The organism is Streptomyces sp. NBC_00400 (genome assembly GCF_036048035.1).
Classification (GTDB): Bacteria; Actinomycetota; Actinomycetes; order Streptomycetales; family Streptomycetaceae; genus Streptomyces.
In genome coordinates this window covers 7,216,938-7,231,621 of the sequence record NZ_CP107940.1, presented here as the reverse complement: position 1 = coordinate 7,231,621, position 14,684 = coordinate 7,216,938, and the positions used below count along the sequence as shown (strand labels likewise).

Annotated in this window: 17 protein-coding genes; 7 read left to right on the top strand and 10 right to left on the bottom strand. The window is 71.4% G+C overall.

Translation table 11 applies throughout. The features are described from left to right. Positions 1 to 351 precede the first annotated feature (351 nt). From OHS81_RS31795 to OHS81_RS31775, 5 genes are all read left to right on the top strand, one after another. The gene (locus OHS81_RS31795; protein WP_328388959.1) at positions 352 to 1,329 is read left to right on the top strand and encodes a histone H1-like repetitive region-containing protein; all 978 of its coding nucleotides are present in this window, start codon (positions 352 to 354) and stop codon (positions 1,327 to 1,329) included. Between the two features lie 6 nt (positions 1,330 to 1,335). Beyond that, a complete protein-coding gene (locus OHS81_RS31790) occupies positions 1,336 to 2,337 on the top strand; it encodes an SRPBCC family protein (RefSeq protein ID WP_328388957.1) in 1,002 nt (333 codons plus the stop codon). Next, on the top strand, positions 2,334 to 3,263 hold the full coding sequence (locus tag OHS81_RS31785) for a Rieske (2Fe-2S) protein (protein WP_328388956.1): 930 nt from the start codon (positions 2,334 to 2,336) through the stop codon (positions 3,261 to 3,263). Before OHS81_RS31790 ends, OHS81_RS31785 begins: the two co-directional genes overlap by 4 nt. Before the next feature lie 30 nt (positions 3,264 to 3,293). After that, positions 3,294 to 4,262 carry an SDR family NAD(P)-dependent oxidoreductase gene (locus OHS81_RS31780; RefSeq protein ID WP_328388955.1) on the top strand — a complete coding sequence of 323 codons (969 nt, stop codon included), beginning with the start codon at positions 3,294 to 3,296 and terminating at the stop codon, positions 4,260 to 4,262. A gap of 148 nt (positions 4,263 to 4,410) precedes the next feature. Beyond that, complete coding sequence (locus OHS81_RS31775; protein WP_443058797.1) at positions 4,411 to 4,647, top strand: hypothetical protein; 237 nt, start codon at positions 4,411 to 4,413, stop codon at positions 4,645 to 4,647. Between the two features lie 41 nt (positions 4,648 to 4,688). On the opposite strand, the gene OHS81_RS31770 is transcribed toward OHS81_RS31775, so the two are convergent. The 9 genes from OHS81_RS31770 to OHS81_RS31730 all read right to left on the bottom strand — a co-directional run bounded on the left by OHS81_RS31770 (position 4,689) and on the right by OHS81_RS31730 (position 8,897). Continuing rightward, positions 4,689 to 4,862, bottom strand: a complete 174-nt coding sequence (locus OHS81_RS31770) for a CsbD family protein (RefSeq protein WP_328388954.1) — start codon at positions 4,860 to 4,862, stop codon at positions 4,689 to 4,691. Positions 4,863 to 4,879: 17 nt separating this feature from the next. Then, positions 4,880 to 5,287, bottom strand: a complete 408-nt coding sequence (locus OHS81_RS31765; protein WP_328388953.1) for a gas vesicle protein K — start codon at positions 5,285 to 5,287, stop codon at positions 4,880 to 4,882. After that, complete coding sequence (locus OHS81_RS31760) at positions 5,274 to 5,525, bottom strand: gas vesicle protein (protein ID WP_328388952.1); 252 nt, start codon at positions 5,523 to 5,525, stop codon at positions 5,274 to 5,276. Before OHS81_RS31760 ends, OHS81_RS31765 begins: the two co-directional genes overlap by 14 nt. Continuing rightward, positions 5,522 to 6,340, bottom strand: coding sequence for a GvpL/GvpF family gas vesicle protein (locus tag OHS81_RS31755; RefSeq protein WP_328388951.1), 819 nt, complete (start codon positions 6,338 to 6,340; stop codon positions 5,522 to 5,524). Before OHS81_RS31755 ends, OHS81_RS31760 begins: the two co-directional genes overlap by 4 nt. Next, on the bottom strand, positions 6,337 to 6,909 hold the full coding sequence (locus tag OHS81_RS31750; RefSeq protein WP_443058796.1) for a gas vesicle protein: 573 nt from the start codon (positions 6,907 to 6,909) through the stop codon (positions 6,337 to 6,339). Before OHS81_RS31750 ends, OHS81_RS31755 begins: the two co-directional genes overlap by 4 nt. 84 nt (positions 6,910 to 6,993) lie before the next feature. Continuing rightward, positions 6,994 to 7,248 (bottom strand): gas vesicle protein GvpG, encoded by a 255-nt coding sequence (locus OHS81_RS31745; RefSeq protein WP_328388949.1) that lies wholly within the window; start codon positions 7,246 to 7,248, stop codon positions 6,994 to 6,996. A 9-nt stretch (positions 7,249 to 7,257) separates the two neighbouring features. Beyond that, positions 7,258 to 7,971 carry a GvpL/GvpF family gas vesicle protein gene (locus OHS81_RS31740; RefSeq protein WP_328388947.1) on the bottom strand — a complete coding sequence of 238 codons (714 nt, stop codon included), beginning with the start codon at positions 7,969 to 7,971 and terminating at the stop codon, positions 7,258 to 7,260. 3 nt (positions 7,972 to 7,974) lie between these two features. Further along, positions 7,975 to 8,424 carry a gas vesicle structural protein GvpA gene (locus OHS81_RS31735; protein ID WP_328388945.1) on the bottom strand — a complete coding sequence of 150 codons (450 nt, stop codon included), beginning with the start codon at positions 8,422 to 8,424 and terminating at the stop codon, positions 7,975 to 7,977. Positions 8,425 to 8,516: 92 nt separating this feature from the next. Then, on the bottom strand, positions 8,517 to 8,897 hold the full coding sequence (locus OHS81_RS31730; protein ID WP_328388943.1) for a gas vesicle protein GvpO: 381 nt from the start codon (positions 8,895 to 8,897) through the stop codon (positions 8,517 to 8,519). 281 nt (positions 8,898 to 9,178) lie between these two features. On the opposite strand from OHS81_RS31730, the gene OHS81_RS31725 reads away from it, so the two are divergent. After that, positions 9,179 to 11,368, top strand: a complete 2,190-nt coding sequence (locus tag OHS81_RS31725; protein WP_328388941.1) for a SpoIIE family protein phosphatase — start codon at positions 9,179 to 9,181, stop codon at positions 11,366 to 11,368. Positions 11,369 to 11,424: 56 nt separating this feature from the next. Here OHS81_RS31725 and OHS81_RS31720 read toward each other — a convergent pair whose 3' ends face one another. Continuing rightward, positions 11,425 to 12,552 carry a PP2C family protein-serine/threonine phosphatase gene (locus OHS81_RS31720; RefSeq protein ID WP_443058795.1) on the bottom strand — a complete coding sequence of 376 codons (1,128 nt, stop codon included), beginning with the start codon at positions 12,550 to 12,552 and terminating at the stop codon, positions 11,425 to 11,427. Positions 12,553 to 12,867: 315 nt separating this feature from the next. Between OHS81_RS31720 and OHS81_RS31715 the strand changes: the two genes are divergently transcribed. Then, entirely contained in the window at positions 12,868 to 14,376 is a 1,509-nt protein-coding gene (locus tag OHS81_RS31715; RefSeq protein WP_328388939.1) for a glutamate synthase subunit beta, read from the top strand. Positions 14,377 to 14,684 lie beyond the last annotated feature (308 nt).

The window sequence follows — 14,684 nt, the reverse complement described above, 5'->3', positions numbered from 1 at the left end:
GCCGACAGGCGCGCCGACGCCCGGCGCCGGCGAACACACCACGCTCCCCCTACTCCCATACGAGACGGCGCACGGCGTGTTCCCGGCATAGTCCGAGCGTAGGTCGGTTGCCCGGCGCCCGCACACCTGCCCGTGACGCCGCTGCCGCCGTGCGCCGTGGCCGCGTGCGCCTCGCCACGCAGCAGGACCGGACGCCTCCTCAGGGTGACCGCACAGATCCTTTCGGGCCGCTCGAGATGCGCCGGTCCGGACACCGATCACTCTGGAGACAGGGCAGAACCGTGCCGCACCGTGGCGACGGCCCCTGCACGAACGCCGATCCGCCGCAAGTCCGGGAAGGGTGACGCACCCATGAATGACACATCCAAGGTCCTGCTGGCCGCCGCGCTTGCCGGCGGCTACGTGCTGGGCCGTACGAAGAAGGGCCGGTTCGCGCTCACGGTGGCGTCCTATATCGCCGGACGGCAATTCGGGCTTGAACCACGCCAGCTCGTGGTCCAGGGGATGCGCAAGCTCGGCGAGATCCCCCAGGTCGCGGAGCTGGGTGACCAACTGCGCGGGGAAGTCATGGACGCCGGCCGGAAGGCCTTGACGACGGCCGCGAACCGCCGCCTGACGACGCTCGCCGACACCCTCCACGACCGGTCCCTCAAGCTCGATGCCCTCGGGCTGGAGCCGGAGGAGGAAGAGGAGGAGTACGAGTACGACGAGGAAGAAGAGGGCGAGGGGCCCGAAGACGAGTACGAGGAGGACGAGTACGAGGAAGAGCCGGAGGAGGAAGAACCGGAGGAGGAGTACGAGGACGACGAAGAAGAAGAGGAAGAAGAGGAAGAAGAGCCGGAGGAAGAGCCCGAGGAGCGGCCGGCCCGGCGCACCCCGCGGGCCGCGGCGAAGCCGGAGCCGCGTAGGCGTGTGTCGGAGGCGAAACGGGGCGCCCCGGCGAAGAAGGGCGCACAGCGGCCGCCGGCCAAGAAGTCCGCCGGGAAGGCCGCGGCGAAGAAGACGGCAGCCAAGAAGGCCGCCGCGGGACGGACGGCCGCGAAGAAGACGGCACCCGCGAAGAAGACCGCCGCCAAGAAGACTGCGGCGAAGAAGACGACGGCGAAGAAGGCCGCCGAAAAGACCCCGGCCAAGAAGGCGGCTCCGGCCAAGAAAGCCGCCGCGAAGAAGACCGCGGCGAAGAAGACGGCAGCCAAGAAGACTGCCGCGAAGAAGACGGCGCCCGCCAGGAAAGCCCCTGCGAAGAAGACCGCCGCAGGAAAGAAGGCAACCCCCGCTGCGAAGAAGACCGCCAAGAAGACATCATCGCGCACCGAGCGCCGGAGGTAACCGGTCATGGCCAAGACGGGACAGGACAACGCGGACTCGGGACTCGATCGACTGCGCAGCGAACTCGGCGGCTACGCGACGAAATGGGTGGGGAACCTGGCCGAGAAGGCCGGCGACAAGCTGACGGATGTGACGGGCCAGCTCACCGATGTCGCCGAGAACGGCGGCTCACTGTCCAAGATCGCGGGCAATCTCCTCGGCGGCGACTCCCCCGTCAAAGCCGCCGTGAAGGGGACGGCGGAGAACGTCAAGGACACCGTGGTGGACAAGGCCAAGGGCCTCTTCGGCGGCGGCAAGAAGCGTAAATCGGGAGACCAGAAGGTCACCAACATCATCGAGGTCCTCGACATCGGAGTACCCCTCCGCACCGCCTACGACCACTGGACGCAGTACGAGAAGTTCAGCAGCTTCACCAAGGGCGTACGCAATGTGTCGCTGCACGACGAGACGACCAGTGACTGGAAGGCCAAGGTCGGCCCGTCCACCCGGGGGTGGAAGGCGACCGTTCAGGAGCAAGTTCCCGACGAACGCATCATCTGGACGTCCGAAGGCGCCAAGGGATCGACCCGCGGTGCCGTCAGTTTTCACGAGCTGGCGCCCAATCTGACCCGCATCGTGCTGGTCGTCGAGTACTACGCCTCGGGATTCTTCGAGAAGACCGGCAATGTCTGGCGGGTCCAGGGGCGCCGGCTGCGGCTGGACTTCAAGCACTTCCAGCGCTACGTCACCCTCACCGATGAGGAGCCCGAGGGCTGGCGCGGGGAAATCCGCGACGGCGAGGTCGTACGGACCCATGAAGAGGCCGTCGAAGAGGAAGAGGCCGAGGGCGAAGAGACCGAGGACGAAGAAGCCGAGGGCTACGCGGGCGAGGACGGCGAGGAGGAGTACGAGGACGAAGAGGCCGAAGGCGAAGAGGGCGACGAGGAGGAAGTGGAAGAGCCCGAGGAGGAGTACGAGGACGAAGTCGGCGAAGCGGAGGAGGAAGACGAAGAGGAGGAAGAGGAATGAGAGCGGCGTCCTTCGCGGCTCTCGCGGCGGGCGGCGCCACCGCAACAGGGGCCGCCGCCCGGGCTGCGGAATCCTGTGTGGCGTCCCTGGACGCGCTGGGCCGCCTGGAGAAGCTGGATGCGCTGATCGGCCCGTTGCAGCGGGTGGTGCGCGGCCTGCCCCTGGGCCGCTACCGCGATGTGCTGCACGGCCTGCCGATCGGCCATCCGCTGCACCCCGCCCTGGTACAGGTGCCCATGGGCGCCTGGCTGTCCGCCGCGGTGCTGGACGCCGTCCCGGGGACCCGGCGCAGCGCCCGCCTCCTGGTGGGGGTGGGCGTCCTTGCGGCCGCGCCGGCCGCGTGGGCCGGCTGGGTGGACTGGGCCGAGCAGCACGAGGACCAGATGCGTACGGGGCTGGTGCACGCGGCGTCGATCGCCGTGGCCGTCGGACTGTACACGCGGTCCTGGGTGCATCGCGGCCGCGGCCATACGGTGCGGGGCAAGGTGCTCGGGTTCGCGGGACTGTGCGCGGCCGGGACCGGCGGCATGCTCGGCGGGCACCTCGCCTACCGGCAGGCCGCGGGTGCCAACAAGGCGGAGCCGGTGCCGCATCTGCTGGACGAGGGCTGGCACCCCGTGGGCAGGGTCGAGGACTTCCCGGTCGGCCAGGCGGTGCGCCGGGAGCTGGGCGAAATCCCGTTGCTGGTGGTCCGCCTGGCGGGCGGACACATCCACGTCCTCGCCGGGCGGTGCAGCCATCTCTCGGGGCCCCTGACGGAGGGCACGGTCACCGATGGCTGCGTGGTGTGCCCTTGGCACGGGAGCGCCTTCCGGCTGTCGGACGGCGCGAATGTCCGTGGCCCGGCCACCGCTCCCCAGCCGTCCTTCCAGGTGAGTGTGGACAGTGCGGGCACCGTCCGGGTACGGCTGCCCGGCGCCGGCTGAGCCGGCCGGCGCCCAAGGGAAGGGATCGTCATGCGTGTGCTTCCGGCCGCTCCCTCGATCGAAGGGCTCACCGCCGTCGTCACCGGTGGCTCGCGGGGGCTCGGGCTGCTCCTGGCCCGCCAACTGCTGCGGCGCGGCTGTGATGTCGTGCTGCTGGCCCGGGACGAGGCCGAACTCGGCAGGGCCGTCGGCAGACTGGCCCAGTGGCGCGGCGGCACGGTGCGCGGGGTGGTGTGCGATGTGCGGGACCGGGCCGCGCTGCAGGACCGCCTCGCGGAGATCGCCAGGGCCCACAACGGGCTGGACATCGTCATCGCCAACGCCGGCATCATCCAGGTCGGTCCGGCCGACGCGCTCGGCCCGGACGGGTTCCAGGAGGCGATGGACTCCATCTTCCACGGTGCCCTGAACACCGCCCTCGCCGCGCTCCCCCATCTCCGGCGCAGCCCGGCCGGCGGCCGGCTGGCGCTCATCGGGTCCGTCGGGGGGCTGCTGGCGGTGCCGCATCTGCTGCCGTACTCCTGCGCCAAGTCGGCGGTGGCCGCGCTGGCCGAGGGGCTGCGCGCGGAGGAGGGCGCGCACGGCGTCACGGTGACCGCGGTCCACCCCGGCCTGATGCGCACCGGGTCGCATCTCCATGCCCTCTTCGGCGGCGACCGGCGCCGGGAGTACGCCTGGTTCTCGGCACTGGCCGGGGCCCCGGTGCTGTCCATGAGTGCCGAACGGGCCGCGGAACGCATCGTCGGCGCGCTGCAACGGCGGCGTCCCCGCATCGTGCTGACACCGGCCGCCAGGCTCGGTGCCAGGGCACACGGGCTGGCGCCGGTGACGACCACCCGGCTGGTGTCGGCCGTCGCCCGGGTGCTGCCCCGCGACGGCGCCCGCGGCACCGTCGACGGCCGGGCGGTCGCGGCCGGGGAGCAGCCGCCGGCCCGGCGGCTGCGCAGTGTGCTCGGCGCCCTCAACGAACGGGCGGCCGACCGCTACAACCAGCGCTGACCGCGTCCGGTGCGGCCGCGCGGTCCGTGGCCCGCCCGCGGAGGCGGGCGCAGGGGCGGGCGCGGGGGCGGAAAGGGAAATCCCGGGGCGGGTGCGTGTTTTCGTACGGAGTTGCCGGGCACGCGGATTTTCACCACAGACCGACCCGGTGACGCAGGACCTGCTGATCGAGCATCTGCGGTCGCTGGAACTGTTCCAGTGGTTCGTCCGGGCGCACCTGGAGAGCGCCGGCGGCAAGCTGAGTACCGGCTCCGCCGACGGGGAGATCGCGGCCGGGCGCGGCCGTCGACCAGGCGCGGGCGCCGGCCCTGAGCCGCACCGGGGCGGGCCCCGGCCGCCGGGCCGGTCACCGGGCCCGGCGGCCCCGCCGATGCACAAGGTGTGACGGCGGCGCCGCAACCGACAGGACGTGGACCGGGGCCGGCATCAGTGCTTGAACGTGTCCCTGCCCTTTTCCACTGCCTGCCGCATTTTCCCCATGGCCTGTTCCGTTTTCCCTCTCCGCTGCATGCTTTTGTTACCGAGAGCCTTTCCGGTCGCTTCCATGGCCTTTCCCTCGACGATATGGCCGATGTTCCTGGCCTTCTTTCCGATACCCATGTCGTACTCCTTCGAGGTCATTCGGCGGGTGGCAGCAGCGTCCCGAGCGGACCGAGATCCAAATTCAGGTCCTGCATCGAAAGGTCGTACTGCGCGCAGAGTTCCACCATCCGGTTGTGGAGGATCATCAGCGTCGCTCCCAGGCGTTCCTCCTGTTCCTCGGTGAGATCTCCGGCGTCGACCCGTTGCAGGGCCTGGCGTTCCATGAGCTGGCGCAGCAGCTCGACCAGGGTGAGGACGAGCTTGATCAGGTCCCGCTCGACCGTGTCGGGGTCGGCGCTGACCCGGTGTGCCGGCCTTCGTGGTCCCGGCCCGGCCGGGGGCCGGACGTCCTGCGGGGTCGAGGGCAGCAGCTCGAAGGCACGGGCGGCCGCATCGGCGACATCGTCGAAGCGGCTGCCGGGGCGGCGGTCACCGGCTGTCATCGTCGTCCCGTACCAGGGGCGCGGTGGAGCGCCACGGGGAGGGGTTCTGTTCGCTGATGGAGACGATCAGGGCGCGCAGCGAGACGCGTACGAGGTCGATATCGGCGATGGACAGGACGATGTCTCCGGTGAGGACCACGCCGCCGCTGAGCAACCGGTCCAGCAGGTCGATCAGGGCGATCTGCCGGTCCGGCAGGGGCTCGTCCGCCTTGGCCGGCGGTCCGCCCGCCGGCCTCACGGGGCGGCTCGCTTCAGTGGTTCGGCTTCGGGGGGTGTGGCGAAGGAGTACGGGGCCCAGGGCCCGGTGACCTCGACGCGCACCCCGGGCAGCCCTTCGCCGGCCCGGACGACATCGGACCGGAAGCCTTCGCCGTGCTCCAGCGGTACGAGGTAGGCGTCGTTGATGACGTTCTCCCCCGGGCCGCGGGCGAGTTCGCCCTGCTGCACCCGGTGCTGGACCCGGTCCACCGCATGGCCGCGGGCCGCGTCCTCGACGCGCCGGGCGACCTCTTCGGCGTCCCGGTAGGCGTCCTCGCGGGCGTGCCGCTGCGCCTTGCGGTGGCTGAGGTAGGCCCGTCCGGGGCTCAGGTCCGCGTCCGCGGGCGGCTCGGCGGGCCGGGCGGCGGCCGCGGACGCCTCGACATAGATCTTGACGCCCCACTCCGTGTGCGCGGCGAGGTCGGACAGCCGCTCGGCGAAGGCCTCCTGGCGGGTGTCGAGCATCTGCCGCACCCGCGCGTCGTCGAGGTACACCGTCGCCAGACGGAGCGGCAGGACGGTGGTGCGGGCGGCCAGCGCCTCGATCACCCGGTGGTGGGCGCGGGCCACCGACTCCAGCCAGTCCAGGTCCTCCAGATGCGCGCGCAGTGCGGTCTCCTCGAAGTCCTGCTCGGGTACGGCGCCCACGGCGACCACCACCTCGCCGCGGTCTCCCGCGCGCACCAGGCGCACCGGCCCGTCCGCGACTCCCGGCAGTCCGGTCAGGGCCTCCTCCAGCGAGCCGTCGGGGTCCTGCGCGACGGCGTAGGCGTAGGTGACGGTCTCGGTCGTCATGACTCGTCCCGCCGCTTGCTACGGGGCGCGGCCCGTTTGGCGCGCGACGTGCGCGTGGGGCGTGAGGGGCGAGAGGTGCGGCGGGTGGCGGCCGGGCGGTCTGCCTCCTCCGCCTCCTCGTACTCCTCGCCCTCTTCCTCGTACTCCCCGGCTCCGTCCCCGGCTACCTCTTCGGCTTCCTCCTCGTCCTCGGCCTCGTCCGCCTCCTCGTACTCCGCCGGTGACAGCTCGGTGCTCTCGCGCAGGGCCTCGATCTCCGCGCGCAACCGCTTGTTCTCCTCCGCGAGCGAATGGTGGCCGTCGGCGGCGCGGGAGGAGAGTGACGGGTCGTGCTCCCACCAGTCGATGCCCATCTCCTTCGCCTTGTCCACCGAGGCGATCAGCAGACGCAGCTTGATGGTGAGCAGTTCGATGTCCAGCAGATTGATCTGGATGTCACCCGCGATGACGATGCCCTTGTCCAGGACCCGCTCCAGGATGTCGGCGAGATTGGCCGACGAGCCCTGGCCGCTGTACGGGCCGGCCCTGGACGGGGAGTCACCCATCCTCCGGGCGACGGGTTCGTTCACGGCCGCTGCACCTCGATTCCCTCATCTCCCGGCGTGGCGACGGGTGCGCGTTCCCGCGTCCCGCCGCCGCGCCGGCCGCCGTGGTCAGGTGGTGTCGGTGCCCTGGGCATGGGCCCTGATCTCGTCCAGCCGGTCCAGGAGTTCGTCCTCGCGCCGGTCGAACGCCTCCTCGGAGATCTCTCCTGCCAGCAGCGCCCGTTCCAGCTCGGCGAGTTCCCGCTCGATGGGTTCGGGGTCGTAGTACTCGTTCTCCGCGGCCTCCAGGGCGCGTTCCATGACCCATGCCACGCCGCGCACCGGCGCCAGCGGAAAGGTGGCGATTTGACTCAACAGGCCCATGAGGCCTCCCTAGACGAAGCTGTAGGCGGGAAGCGGGCCGAGCAGCCGGAGGCCGAAGTCCTCCCCCAGCTCCTTGGCGAGATCCTGCTCAGCGGCGAGGAAACTCTTCTCGTTGTCCCGTTCCACCAGGAAAGACACGCTCAGGAAGTCGTTCCCGTTCGGCTGGAAACCGCTTTCCTCCCGGGCGAACCCGCGCAGCGCATCGAGGACTTGGCCGGCCAGCCGGTCCTGCCGTGCCTGCACTTCCTGGGAAATCAGTTCACCGAGGGCGAGCGGCAGATCCGGACTTCCGGTGCCGCTTTTGATCTGCTCGTTGAGCGCACGGGCCTCATCCGACTCCCTGAGGATCTGCCGCAGCATCGACTCCTCCTCCTGGGCGGCCTTCAGGTGGTATTCCGTGCAGCCTTCCAGCGCCTCCAGCCGCTCGGCGAATTCCTCCGCACGCTCCTCCAGCACGTCCCGCACGGCGTCGTCGTCGGTGGTCGTGAAGCCGAACTGCAGCGGCAGGACCGTACCGTCGGCCATCAGCTGTTCCTGGACCACCTGGTGGGCGGCGAGGTCGCGGCGTTTGGGACGCAACTCCTCGGGAGCGTCGCTGACGACCGCGGAGAGCTCCTCGGTCTGCACCGTGCGCAGGGTGGACGGCGGTTTTCCCACCCCCTCCAGACCCTCCAGTTGCTGTGGGTGGGTGGTCGCGACAATGGAGTAGACGTAGACGGCCATCGCTCATTCCTTTCGGCGCCGGGCCGGCCGGCGAGCCGGGCGCTCGCGCCGCTCGGCGGGCTCCTTGTGCCTCTCCTCGCGCTCCTCGTCCCCGCCGCCCTTGAGGGCGTCGGTCACCGCTTCCGCGGCCCCGGACAGCGCGCCCTTGGCCTTGCCGTGCGAACCGCCCTCGGTGACCTCGCCGACGATGTCGGTCAGCTGGGAGGGCGCCTTGCGCCCCTCCTCCAGGTCGAGGCGGTTGCAGGCCTCGGCGAAGCGCAGGTAGGTGTCGACGCTCGCCACGACGATGCGGGCATCGATCTTGAGGATTTCGATACCCACCAGCGACACGCGCACGAAAACGTCGATGACCAGCCCGCGGTCCAGGATCAGATCGAGGATGTCGTAAAGATTTCCGGAGCCCCCTCCGCCGCCGGTGGCGACGGGCCCTCCGCCTTGCGGCACCACAGTCACGGTGCCTCCCTTCACCGGCTCACCCCGTCTGGTGCGGAGTGGCCGTGTCATTCGCCTGGCGAACGTTCTGCCACGGCAACCGGGGCCGGGCCTCAACGCCGGTCGATCTGGCCTCGGGTGTAGCGGCGGGTGCGTTCGTACGCCACCAGCTCGCCTTCCTTGTCCAGCACCACTCGGTAGGTCGCCATCACGCTGGTGGTCGCGGGGACACGTTCCAGCTCCAGGACTTCCACGTCCGCCTGCCAGCCGTCCTCCGTCGGCTGCACCGAGGAGACGGACTCGGGCGCCCGGCCCAGCAGCTCTTCCAGCTGCCCGGCCGCGTAGCGCATCGCACGTGGCGCGGAGACACGGCGGGCCGTGCGCTCCGTTTCCCTCTCGCGGCTGCCGGCCCGAACGCTGCTGGTTTTCCTGGCGGTCTTCTTACCGGACGGACGCCGGGTTTCTCCGGCCTCGCCCTCTTCGTCTGCGGCCATGTTCCCTCTCCGGAATCGGAGGCGACATGCTGCCCGCGTCGCTGCTAGGCAACGCCATTACATGATATACGGGCTCAGCACACCGCATCTTGGGCTGGTCAGGGCGTTACCGGGAGGTATCGGTTGGACCGGTAGCGAGTGCCGCGGCCCGGTCGGCGGCGTAACGTCATGACTGTCCCGTAAGAGACGCCGGAACGACGACGTCCCGACGATCTCGGCACAGGGAGAACCGGCGCGCCGGAGTGAGCCTCGATGGCACGACAGCTGTGTGCGGGTGTGCGATGACCGGCGGCGCCGGAGCCGACCCGGTGGGCGGGGCGCTGCTGTGCGCGCTGCGGGAGACCGGAGCGTCGGCCGGCGGGCTGTATGTGCTGGCGGACGACGAGCCGGTCCTGCAGCTGACCGTCATGAGCGGGCTCCCGGCGCCCTTCCTGGCGCCCTGGAGCCGGGTGGCGCTGGCCGCGCCGATCCCGGTCGCCGTCGCCTCGCGCGAACGGCGCCTGGTGTGGGTCGGCGGCCAACGGCAGCTGTCCCGTGACTTCCCCCGTACCGCGGTGGCCGTGCCCTACGAGTTCTCGCTGGCGGCCGCGCCGGTCGGCGGCACCACCGGCCCCCGGGGCGCACTGCTGTTGCTGTGGCCGGCCGGCCACGCACCACGGCTCTCGGCGGACGAGCGCACGGCGATGGAGGCCTCGTGCCGGCACCTGGCGGCGCTGCTGCGGAAACATCCCCGGCCCGAAGACCCCGCTCCCCCGTCCGCAGGCTCCGCTCACCAGCCCGATGGCTCCGCTCCCCCGTCCGACGGCTCCGCTCCCCCGTCCGATGCGCCGCGGGTGCTGACCATCCCGCCGGCGCGGACCGTGGGCCCGGACGAGGCGCTGGCAGCGGCCGACTGTCTGGAGCGGCTGCCCGGCGGCTGCTGCGCCCTCGACCTGGAAGGACGCATCACCTTCGTGACAACCGGCGCGGCCGGGCTGCTCGGTGAGCCGGACGCCCGGCTGCTCGGTGCGCACCCCTGGGAGATCCTGCCGTGGCTGCGCGACCCGGCCTTCGAGGACCGCTACCGCGCCGCGGTGATCAGCCGTCGGCCGATGTCGTTCACCGCCTGCCGGCCACCGGATCAGTGGCTCACCTTCCGGCTGTTCCCGGACGGCAGGGGCCTGAGCGTGTGGATCAGCCCCTCGGGCAAGGACCACAGCCCGGTGGAGCCGTATCCCACACCGGCGGACGTCCTGCCCGCACGGGCCGGCCAGATCTACCACGTGCTGCATCTTTCGGCCGCCCTCACCGAGGCCGTGGGGGTCCAGGACGTCGTCGATCTCGTCGCCGACCAGATCGTGCCGGCGTTCGGGGCCCAAGGGATGATCATGTACGCCGCCGAGGCGGGCCGGCTGCGGACCATCGGCCACCGCGGCTACTCCGCCGAGGCCGTCGCCACCTTCGAAGGCGTCGCCCTAGGCGCCGCCGTCAGCCCCGCCGTCCATGCCCTCGCCACCGGGGAACCCAGCTTCTACACCACCTGCGAGGAGATGGAACGCGACTACCCGGGACTGCCGCATCTGACCGGCAAGGCGGCCCGGGCGGTGCTGCCGCTGATCGTGTCCGGCCGCCCGGTCGGCTGCTGCATCCTCTCGTACACCCGGCCCCGTACGTTCAGCCAGGACGAGCGCCAGGTCCTCACCTCACTCGCGGGCCTGATTGCCCAGGCGCTCGACCGTGCCCGCCTGTACGACACCAAGCAGCAACTGGCGCACGATCTGCAGGCCGCCCTGCTGCCGCACGGCCTGCCCCGCGTACCGGGCTTCGCCGTCGCCGCCCGCTATCTGCCGGCGACCCGCGGTATGGACATCGGCGGCGACTTCTACGATCTGATCCGCCTCGATGACGACAGCATCGCTGCCGTCATCGGCGATGTGCAGGGCCACAACGCGGCCGCCGCCGCCTTCATGGGGCAGGCCCGCACCGCCGTCCGCGCCTATGCGACCGCCGGGGCCTCCCCCGCCGAAGTACTGGCACGGACGAACCGGCTGCTGGCCGACCTGGACCCGGATCTGTTCACCAGCTGCCTGTACGTCCATATCGACCTGCGGACGCGGCGGGCGTGCCTGGCCGGCGCCGGCCATCCGCCGCCCCTGCTCCGCCACCCCGACCGGCACACCACCGTGCTGCACCTCCCTCCGGGGCTGCTCCTGGGCATCGAGCCCGGTGCCCGGTACACCGCCACGGAGATCACCCTGCCGCCGAAGTCCGTACTGGCCCTGTACACCGACGGCCTGGTCGAAACGCCGGGAACGGATCCGGAGCACTCCGTCGCCGACCTCGCCCGGCGCCTCAACGACGCGCCGCCGGTGGGTCCGGAACGTCTCGCCGACGCCCTCCTGGAGTACCGGCAGGACGATACGGACCGGCAGGACGACGTGGCCCTGATGCTGCTCGCCGCCTTGCCGGCCGGGCCGGTCACACCCGTCTGACCCGCCGGGTGCACCTGCCCGCCCCAGGGGAAGGCGATTCATGACGTTGCGTCACTTCAGGTGCACTCAGGGGGCGTTGCCGATGAAGACGGCAAAGAAGCACCACGCCGGGTGACGGCCAGGATGGCCATGTCGTCCTGGTGATGCTCCCCGGTCCAGCGGCCGACGTCCCTGGTCAGGGCCGCCACCAGCGCCTCCGGTTCGGCGAACCGTCTGCCCATGCGGCGCGAGGAGACCGGATCGTAGAAGGTGCCCGCCGCGTCCCGGGCCTCGGTGACGCCGTCGGTGACCAGCAGCAGTGAGGCACCCAGGGGCAGCCGCACCATGTCGACGGGAGCGGAGCCGGCCGGCGTGGCGTCCCCCAGCCCCATGCCGAGGGGCAGCTGCGGGAGGGTCGGGTCGAGCCGTACGAGCTGCCCGCCATGGACCAGGTACGGCGGCGGATGCCCTCGGTTGACCAGGCTCAGCGCCCCGCCGTCGTCGGACACCTCGGCCAGTACGGCGGTGGTGAACCCTTCGGTGGAGGCCACCGGGCCGCTCCTGGCCGCGGCCCTGGCCATGGCCTCATCCAGTCGCTGGACCAGTGTGGCCAGGGTAGGAGCGTACTCGGCCTCCTGACGGAAGGCACCGATGGCGACGGACACGGCGGCGACGGCCTCCATCCCTTTGCCCCGCACATCCCCGATGATCATTCGCACCCCGAACGGCGTCTCCTGCACGGCATACAGATCACCGCCGATCCGCGCCTCGGCCTGCGCCGCGGTGTACCCGGCGGCCACCGCCAGCGGCCCGACCTCCCTGGGCGGATCGGGGAGCACCGCCCGCTGGACCGCCTCCGCGACATCCCTGGCCAGCGCGAGATCGCGCCCTTGGCGCAGCAGGAGCCGGTTGACCGCGAGCGCCAGCACACCGATCAGGCCGACCACGGCCAGATCGACATACCGTGGCGTCGCCGGACGTCCGCGCTCGAGATCCAGTCCCACCGAGACCACACAGACGACACCCACGACGACGCACGCGGAACGGAAGGAGAGCATGGCACCCGCGACCAGCGGTGCGGCCGCCAGCAGCGGGAGACCCATGTACGGCTGCGGCGCGAAGAGGTCCAGCAGGACGCCGGCCAGGAGGGCCAGCGTCACGAGCGTCCACGCCCCCTTCGCCGGCGTGGGCTGCAAGCTCTTCACCGTGCCCCTCTCACTGCCGGGCCGCGCGCGACGCGGAAGATACGCGAGACCTCCCGATGGATTCACACAGTCGGGACCTCCCGATGGATTCACATATACGCCCTGTGGGACGGATGCGCCCGCTGCTGTGCCGCGGGTACCGGGAGGGGAGCCGACGCGGCCCCTGACCGGGACACGGCTCCCCGGCCGGGATGCGGTCCCCTCAGCGGGATGTACCCCCTCGCCGTGCCCGTCGACCGATGAAACCGGGACAAAGCAGGCGTAGGCTGACCTGGACCGCCGTATTGCACCGCGAGTGAGCGAGGGAGGCGGGGCATGACCGATCCTCGCGGCTTCCTCAAGTTCCCCCGCCGGCCCGTCCCGCCGCGCCCCGTCGAGGAACGGCTGGACGACTGGGACGAGGTCTACGCCGGGCAGGCGCTGCTCCCGCTGGTGTCCGAGCAGGCGGACCGCTGTATGGACTGCGGCATACCGTTCTGTCACAGCGGCTGCCCGCTGGGGAACCTCATCCCCGAGTGGAACGCGTACGCGGCGCGGGGCGACTGGCGGGCCGCGGCCGAGCGGCTGCACGCGACGAACAACTTCCCCGAGTTCACCGGCCGGCTGTGCCCGGCGCCGTGCGAGGCCGCCTGTGTACTGGCCCTCAACGCCGATCCGGTGACGATCAAAAATGTCGAGGAGGCCATCGCCGACCAGATATGGGAGCGCGGCTATGCGGCGCCGCATCCGCCGGAGCGGCTGAGCGGCAAGACCGTCGCCGTCATCGGCTCCGGTCCCGCCGGGCTGGCGGCGGCCCAACAGCTCACCCGCATCGGCCATACCGTCGTGGTCTACGAGCGCGCCGACCGCGTCGGCGGACTGCTGCGCTACGGCATCCCCGCGTTCAAGATGGCCAAGCGGCATCTGGACCGCCGCATCGAGCAGATGCGGGCGGAGGGCACCAAGTTCCGCACGGGCGTGAACGTCGGCAGCGATATCGACGCCACCGAGCTCCGCAGGCGCCATGACGCGGTGGTCATCGCCGTCGGAGCCACCGAGCAGCGGGAGCTGCCCGTGCCCGGCCGCGAGCTGCGCGGCATCCACCAGGCCATGGACTACCTGCCCCTCGCCAACCGGGTCGTGGAGGGCGATTACGCCGCGCCGCCGGTCACCGCGGAGGGCAAGCATGTGGTGATCGTCGGAGGCGGGGACACCGGCTCGGACTGCCTGGGCACCGCCCTGCGCCAGGGCGCGGCCTCCGTCGTACAGCTGGACATCAACCCGGAGCCGGGCGATGCCCGGCCGGACCGCGAGCCCTGGCCCGTCTACCCGAAGGTCTACCGGATCTCCCACGCCCATGAAGAGGCCCGGGGCCGGGAAGGCACGGATCCGAGGGTCTTCTCCTCCGCCACCCTCCACTTCGAAGGGACCACGACCGGCCGGGTGTGCGCGCTGCGCCTGACGGAGGTGGAGCCCACGGCCCGAAGGCCGCGCCCGGAGACCGAGCGGGTGATCCCGGCGGAGCTGGTGCTGCTCGCCCTGGGTTTCTCCGGTCCCGAGCGGGGCAGCGGTCTGATCCGGCAGCTGGGGCTCACGCGGGACGACCGGGGGAACTTCGCCCGTGACGGCGGCTTCGCGGCCGAGGCGGCAGGGTCTGCCGGGCAGGCCGCCCCCACCGGTCCGGACGGGGTCTTCGTCGCGGGCGACGCGGGGCGCGGCCAGTCCCTGGTGGTGTGGGCCATCGCCGAGGGACGGGCCACCGCGGCGGCCGCGGACCGGTATCTGACCGGCTCCACCGCGCTTCCCGCCCCGATCGGCCCCCGCGACCGGCCACTGGTGGCGTAACACCGCGGGGCCCCAGGACCTGCCTTCACAGTCCCGCCTGCCTCGCGGCGCCTGCGCGCCCGCTCCCGTGCCCGCGGGGGTTGACGAGAGGCCCGGCATGCGGATCGATGGTTTTACCCGGCACCGGACCAGGGAAGCAGCGCAGTCACCACGCCACACCGATCACAACGACACCAGCACGCAACAGTGCCACCAGCGCCCACCTCGCCCGATACTTGCACCACCGAGTCCCGGCACGTCGGAGGCCGAAGCGAACATGACTGACGGCCCGTCAGCAGGGTGTGAGGTCCGCCGGACCCGGCCTCGGC

Coding starts and splice junctions, on each gene's coding strand:
- OHS81_RS31795 (WP_328388959.1), top strand. CDS start 352: ATGAATGACACATCCAAGGTCCTGCTGGCCGCCGCGCTTGCCGGCGGC.
- OHS81_RS31790 (WP_328388957.1), top strand. CDS start 1,336: ATGGCCAAGACGGGACAGGACAACGCGGACTCGGGACTCGATCGACTG.
- OHS81_RS31785 (WP_328388956.1), top strand. CDS start 2,334: ATGAGAGCGGCGTCCTTCGCGGCTCTCGCGGCGGGCGGCGCCACCGCA.
- OHS81_RS31780 (WP_328388955.1), top strand. CDS start 3,294: ATGCGTGTGCTTCCGGCCGCTCCCTCGATCGAAGGGCTCACCGCCGTC.
- OHS81_RS31770 (WP_328388954.1), bottom strand. CDS start 4,862: ATGGGTATCGGAAAGAAGGCCAGGAACATCGGCCATATCGTCGAGGGA.
- OHS81_RS31765 (WP_328388953.1), bottom strand. CDS start 5,287: ATGACAGCCGGTGACCGCCGCCCCGGCAGCCGCTTCGACGATGTCGCC.
- OHS81_RS31755 (WP_328388951.1), bottom strand. CDS start 6,340: ATGACGACCGAGACCGTCACCTACGCCTACGCCGTCGCGCAGGACCCC.
- OHS81_RS31745 (WP_328388949.1), bottom strand. CDS start 7,248: ATGGGCCTGTTGAGTCAAATCGCCACCTTTCCGCTGGCGCCGGTGCGC.
- OHS81_RS31740 (WP_328388947.1), bottom strand. CDS start 7,971: ATGGCCGTCTACGTCTACTCCATTGTCGCGACCACCCACCCACAGCAA.
- OHS81_RS31730 (WP_328388943.1), bottom strand. CDS start 8,897: ATGGCCGCAGACGAAGAGGGCGAGGCCGGAGAAACCCGGCGTCCGTCC.
- OHS81_RS31725 (WP_328388941.1), top strand. CDS start 9,179: ATGACCGGCGGCGCCGGAGCCGACCCGGTGGGCGGGGCGCTGCTGTGC.
- OHS81_RS31715 (WP_328388939.1), top strand. CDS start 12,868: ATGACCGATCCTCGCGGCTTCCTCAAGTTCCCCCGCCGGCCCGTCCCG.